The 6,459-nt window shown below is 71.5% G+C and carries 4 protein-coding genes; all 4 read left to right on the forward strand.

Annotated features, from left to right (window positions below):
* Positions 1-10: 10 nt before the first annotated feature.
* A complete protein-coding gene (gene mtrB / locus ACRWK8_RS19725; RefSeq protein WP_378745049.1) occupies positions 11-1,777 on the forward strand; it encodes an MtrAB system histidine kinase MtrB in 1,767 nt (588 codons plus the stop codon).
* On the forward strand, positions 1,774-3,672 hold the full coding sequence (locus ACRWK8_RS19730) for an LpqB family beta-propeller domain-containing protein (protein WP_378745050.1): 1,899 nt from the start codon (positions 1,774-1,776) through the stop codon (positions 3,670-3,672). Before mtrB ends, ACRWK8_RS19730 begins: the two co-directional genes overlap by 4 nt.
* Before the next feature lie 74 nt (positions 3,673-3,746).
* Positions 3,747-4,898 (forward strand): phosphoribosyltransferase family protein, encoded by a 1,152-nt coding sequence (locus ACRWK8_RS19735; protein ID WP_431872069.1) that lies wholly within the window; start codon positions 3,747-3,749, stop codon positions 4,896-4,898.
* Between the two features lie 773 nt (positions 4,899-5,671).
* Entirely contained in the window at positions 5,672-6,343 is a 672-nt protein-coding gene (gene hpf, locus ACRWK8_RS19740) for a ribosome hibernation-promoting factor, HPF/YfiA family (RefSeq protein ID WP_017542470.1), read from the forward strand.
* Positions 6,344-6,459: the final 116 nt, after the last annotated feature.

Genomic DNA, 6,459 nt, shown 5'->3' on the forward strand with positions numbered 1-6,459 from the left:
CTGGACCCACATGACCGCGTCCGAACCCGAGGAGGGGAGGGGAGCCGACTCCGAGGGAGAGCGGTCCGCCCCTCCCCCCGGCCTGCCCGAGAGCGGCGGCTGGCGGGACAACAACACGGGCCTGACCCGTGCCTACCTCCTCGCCCAGCGCGCCGCCCGCGCGCTGGTACGCGGGGTGCACACCAACTGGCGCCGCTCCCTGCACCTGCGGGTGATCAGCACGACCCTGGTCCTGTCGTTGCTGGTCATGGCGGGGCTGGGGTACGTGCTCATCTCCGAGGTGCGCGGCGGTCTGCTGGACGCCAAGACCAACGCTGCGGTCAACGACCACCGAGCGGGGCTCAACTACGCGCTCGCGGAGCTCCAGGAGAACGAGATCGGTGACCGCAACCGTCTCCTGAACAACGTCGCCAGCGAGCTGACCAGCCGCAGCGGCGACACCGGGCTGTACAGCGTGTTCATCCTGCCCTCGGTGAGCGACGAGCTCGGCTGGGCCACCGGTGAGGGCAGCGTCCCGCCGCGCCTGGTCGAGCAGGTCCGTCAGTCCGAGGTGTTCGACCAGCAGTACCACACGTACACGCGCATCGACATGGAGGACGGTTCGGTCGAACCGGCGCTGGTCGTGGGCGCCCAGATCAACCAGGCTTACGAGCTCTACTACATCTTCCCGCTCCAGCACGAGCAGGAGATCCTGGACCTGGTGCAGGGAACGGTCGCCCTGGTCGCGGTGCTGTTGGTGATCCTCCTGGGCCTGATCGCCTTCATGATCACCCGGCAGGTGGTCACACCGGTGCGCTCCGCCGCGCAGTCGGCCGAACGCCTGGCCGCCGGAGACCTCACCGAACGCATGACGGTCCAGGGTGAGGACGACCTGGCACGGCTCGCGATGTCCTTCAACGACATGGCGGGCAACCTCCAGGAGAAGATCCAGGAGCTGGAGGAGCTGTCGAAGCTCCAGCGCCAGTTCGTCTCCGACGTCTCGCACGAGCTCCGGACCCCGCTCACCACCATCCGCATGGCCGGTGACCTGCTGTTCGACGACCGTGAGGAGCTGGATGCCTCCCACCGCAGGTCGGTGGAACTGCTCCAGAGCCAGGTGGAGCGGTTCGAGGAACTGCTCGCGGACCTGCTGGAGATCAGCCGCCACGACGCCGGGGCCGCCACCCTGGGCATCGAGTCGGCGGACATTCGCGACTCGGTGATGAAGGCCGTGGGGGACGCCGAGCAGATCGCGGAGGGCCGGGGCATCAAGGTGGTCCTGCGTCTGCCCGCGGACCCCGTGGTCGCGGAGTTCGACACCCGGCGGATCAACCGCATCCTGCGCAACCTGGTGGTCAACGCCATCGAGCACAGCGAGGGGCGGGACGTGGTGGTGGCCGCCGCCGGTGACCGGGACGCCGTCGCCGTGGCCGTGCGGGACTACGGGGTGGGCCTCAAGGAGGGGGAGGAGCACCTGTGCTTCGACCGCTTCTGGCGGGCCGACTACTCCCGGGTGCGCACCACGGGCGGGACCGGGCTCGGCCTGTCCATCGCCAAGGAGGACGCCACCCTGCACGGCGGCTGGCTCCAGGCCTGGGGCCTGCCCGGACAGGGTTCGCAGTTCCGGCTGTCCCTGCCCCGCCGGTCCGGCGCCGAGCTGCGCGGATCCCCGCTGCCCCTGGTGCCGCCGGAGATCGCGCTGGGCCGCAACTACCCGCCCTTCGGTGACAAGGACGGCGGGAACGGGGCCGAGGACGTGCGGGGCCGGTTCGGGTCCGACGAGGAGGAGGCGCTGTGAGCGACGTGGAGCGACCGGGACGTCTGGCCCGGGCCGCGCGCACCATCGCGGCCGGAACGCTCGCCTGCGTGTCCCTGGCGGCCTGTGCGAGTGTTCCCATGACCGGCCCCGTCGTCCCCAGTGAGGGCGGCGACAGCTCCGGTGACCCCTACGGCGGATACGTGCGGCTCCTGCCCGCCGGTCCGCAGCCCGGGGTGGAGCCCGAGGGGCTGATCGACGGCTTCCTCAAGGACCTCGGCAGCTTCGAGGAGGACCACAAGGCCGCCCGCAGCTACATGCTCCCCGAGCAGAGCGAGGAGTGGACCCCGGACGCCGCCGTCCGGGTGTTCTCCGACCTCGACGCGGTGGACATGGACTCGGAGGTGTCCTCGGACGGCCTCAGCGCCACCGTGCGCATCCGCAGCAACGAGATCGCCAGCATCGACGAGAGCGGCAAGTACGTCCCGGCCGAGACCGGGACCATGCTGGAGGAGACCTTCACCCTCGCCAAGGAGGGGGACGACCCCGAGGGCGAGTGGCGGATCCAGGACCTCCCGGACGAGATCATCCTCAGCCAGCTGGACGTGGAGCGCACCTACCGGCCGTTCAACCTGTACTTCTTCAACCCGGCGGGGACCGCCCTGGTCCCGGACCCGGTGTACCTGCCCGTGAGCACCGACCAACTGGCCGAGCGCCTGCTGCGCAAGCTCATCGGCGGCCCGACCGACTGGCTGGCCCCGGCCGTGCTCTCCGCGTTCCCCGAGGGGACCGCGCCCCAGTTGGAGATCGACACCGAACGCGCGGTCATCGACATCAACGGGCAGTCCGAGGCCGACGAGTACGGGATGGGCGCCCAGATCGCCTGGACCCTGCGCCAGCTCCCCGAGATCCAGGAGTTCACCCTCCGGCTCAACGGGGACGAGGTGAGCTTCCCGCAGTCCGACGGCGACAGCTCGGACCGCCCCCGGCCGGGCAGCGACTACTGGGCGAGGGTGAGCCCCGGGGCCACCTTCTCGGGCGTGCACGCCTACTACACGCACGAGGGCCAGCTCTGGTCGGCGGCCGACTGGGACGCCGACAACTTCAACGACGCCGAGCGGGTCCCGGGCCCCCTGGGCTCGGGCGAGGTCCCGTTGGACCGGTTCGCGGTCTCGCTCGACGAGAGCACCATCGCGGGCGTCACCCTGGGCGGGCGTGAGGTGGTCACCAGCTTCGCCAGCCCCGGCGCACACACCCAGGAGGTGCTGAGCGACGGTGTCTTCACCGAGCTCTCCTGGGACGTGAACGGCAACCTCTGGGTGGTCGAGGAGACCGGGGAGGAGGACCGTTCCGACGAGGAGGAGGACGAGGACGCCCCCCGCGACGACGAGGACCCCGGTACCGGTGCGGCGGAGGAGGAGCCGCCCGCTCCCGGGGACACCGCCCTCTGGCTGCTCCGCGACGGGGACGAGGTCGTGGAGGCCGAGGTCAGGGGGCTTCGGGACCAGTCGCTGGTGCACTTCAGGATCTCCCGTGACGGCTCCCGTGCCGCCGTGGTCACCGAGCGGGACGGTGTGCGCTCGCTCCAGGTCGGCCGGGTGGTCGAGGGCGAGGACGGCCAGGTGTCCGTCGGCGCCTTCATCAGCCTCGCCGACCAGGAGCTGGAGAACATCACCAGCATCGCCTGGCGTTCGAGTGACCAGCTGGTGGTCCTGGGCAGCCGGGACGGCGGCACGACCCAGGCCCTGTTCGTCTCCCTCGACGGTGGGACGCCCGCCGCCAGCGCCGGAGCCCCGGTCGCCGGGATGATCACCATCTCGGGGGCGCCCGGCCAACCCCTGCTGGCTGGCTCGGACGACGGCAACATCTGGGTGTCCAACGACCCCCTGAACTGGCAGAACGTGGTGGAGGGCGGCTCGCCCACCTTCCCGGGCTGACCGCGCGGGGCCGGTTGTCCACAGGTCGCGGATCCGCACTGGCGCTCCGGCCCCGCCCCGCCCAAGCTGGAGGTATGGACCCCGTTGCCCACCGGCGGCGGTGGCGCGGCGCGCTCGTGCGCGCGCGGCGCCTGATCGTCGCCCTCCTCGACCCCCTCGTGGAACTCGTGCTGCGCCGGGACTGCGCGGGCTGCTCCGACCCCGGCGACCCGTTGTGCGTGCGCTGCCGGACCCTGCTGACGGACCACCGTCCGCGCCAGGCGCGCGGGCGGCGCCCGCCGGTCTGGACGGCCGGGCCGTACGCGGGGCGGCACCGCCGTGTCCTGCTCGCCTTCAAGCACCGGGGGGAGCACCGCCTGACCCGGTTCCTGGGGGAGAGGCTGGCCGTCGCCTACCGGGCCTCCGGCTGGGCCGCGCCGGACACGCTGCTGGTGCCCGTTCCAGGGCGCGGAGGGTGGTCCGGGCGCGGCGCGGTCCTGCGGCTCGCGCTCGCCTGCGCCCATGAGGCGGGCCCCACGGCCACGGCCGGGGTGGCCCCGGTACTCCGCTACGCCCGGCGCGCCCGGCCACAGGTGGGTCTGTGCCGAGCGGACCGCCTGGTGAACCGGCGGGGTGTCTTCTCCGCCGCGCCCAGGACTCCCGGGAGGGCGGGGCACGGGCTCGGTGCGGGTGACTTCCCCGCGATGACACGCGCGGACCCGGTTCCCGGTGGAACATCGGGTGATCCGGTGAGCCTCCCCGGGGTGGTGCCCGGGCGATCGGTATCGGACGGCCTCGTCGCAGCGCGTCAGCCCTCCGGTGGGCCGAGCCCGGTGGATGGTTCCCGTGCGGATGACGGCCGCGCCGCGACGGACGCGGCCCCGGACCCCGGTGGAACATCGGGTGATCCGGTGAGCGGCCCCGGGGTGGTGCCCGGGCGGTTCAGCGGGCCGTGGCGGAGCTGGCGGGGGCGGGTCCGCCAGTGCCGGGGGATGGATCGCACCGAGGGCCTGGTGGACGCCGTACGGCCGTCAGGCGGGCACGTGGACCTGCGGGGGCGCCGGGTGGTCGTCGTGGACGACGTGATCACCACCGGGGCGACGGTGGCGGAAGCGGCCCGAGCCCTGCGCGCGGAGGGGGCCACGGTGGTGGGTGTCCTGGTGTTCGCGGAGCGGGACCGGGTTCCGGGCCGACCAGGTTCGGGGTCGGGGGCCGGGCCGGAAAGAAGGTTTTACAAACCCCCCTGATCGGGCGAAACATGCCTGTTCGCAGGGGTTTGCGGCGCTTGTCGACCGCTTGGTACCCCGTTCGCTACCTGACATCCGGGCTGGGACAGGTTACGGTCCAGGTATGGCACCCGTCCGGGTCCGTGGTTGCGCCGGATACACAGTGCTCCCGGGAACACCGTGGAGCGCATCCGGCAAGCCGATGCCAGGCGCAGGCGAAACGGCCCACGTAAGGCGACTTTTCGTCGACCGATCACGGTGCGCCTTAGAGGTAAGCCCTGCCCCGCTGAGGGTCCCGATGTCCCTCATGACCGGGAGAAGAGCAGTAGTCGCGTACAAGAGCGGCGACACTCTCAGCAGGCGGATGTGGGGACGAAGACCAGGTCGGCCGGACGGGTGGCATGCCGACGTTGGGGGGTTCGTCGTGCCCGGGACGCAGGTCCCGGGGACGCGGGCCCCCACACGGTTCCCCGACACCGCCTCGGCCCTCTCCCTCCCGGAGCTTCCCGGGCCCCGACCGATCCCGCCCGGTCTTCGCCGTTTGGTGGGCGACTCACCCCAATCGAGTCATATTTCCTTCTTTCCCGTCCGAAGGCCCCGGCCAATCGTGTCCCTGGGGCGCGTGATGACCCTGCCTCTGATGGGTATACGCATTTCCAACCGAGCGGTGTCCCTCAAGCGAACGGGGCACGAACGGAAGGAGGGCCGACGCGTCACACCCTCCCCGCCGTGGGAGGGGAGCAGAGCCAGCCTGGCCGTCGCCTTCACGACGGCCACGCGATGAAGGGGGTCCTATGGACATCATCGTCAAAGGTCGACGCACTGGTGTGAGTGAGAAGTTCCGACAGCACGTCGAGAACAAGCTCGACAGGCTCTCCAAGTGGGAGCGCAAGGGCATGAGCGTCGATGTGGAGGTGTCCCAGGAGCGCAACCCCAAGCTCGCCGACGTCCGCGAGCGGGTTGAACTGACCATCCACTCGGACGGCCCGGTCATCCGGAGCGAGGCCGCGTCCGTGGACCGTCACGGCGCTCTCGACCTCGCGATCGACAAGATCGAGGCCCGCCTCCGCAAGTCCGCGGACCGCCGCAAGGTGCACCGCGGAAACCACACTCCCGTCTCCGTCGCGGCCGCCACGGCCGACCTCCCCGGAGACCTGCCCTCATCCGTCCAGACGGTCACCCAGGCTCCCCCGGCCCAGCGCGGTGACGAGGAGGCGATCGACGGCGTCGCTCTCGACGGCCGCTTCTCCGACGAGTTCGTGGAACTCGACACCCAGGGGGAGACCCCCGTGGTCGTCCGCGAGAAGTTCCACCGTGCCAAGCCGATGAGCATCGACCAGGCGTTGATGGAGATGGAACTCGTCGGACACGACTTCTACCTCTTCCATGACGAGGTCAAGGACACCCCGAGCGTCGTCTACCGGCGCAAGGGCTTCAACTACGGCGTCCTTCGTCTCGTGGACTAGTCCACGCGGTCCTCGTCCCCGACGCCCCCGCACGGAGGTGGACTGAACAGTCGTGGGGGGGGGGGGGGGGGGGGGGGGGGGGGGGGGGGGGGGGGGGGGGGGGGGGGGGGGGGGGG

This window comes from Nocardiopsis eucommiae, from assembly GCF_965344335.1.
Classification (GTDB): Bacteria; Actinomycetota; Actinomycetes; order Streptosporangiales; family Streptosporangiaceae; genus Nocardiopsis; species Nocardiopsis eucommiae.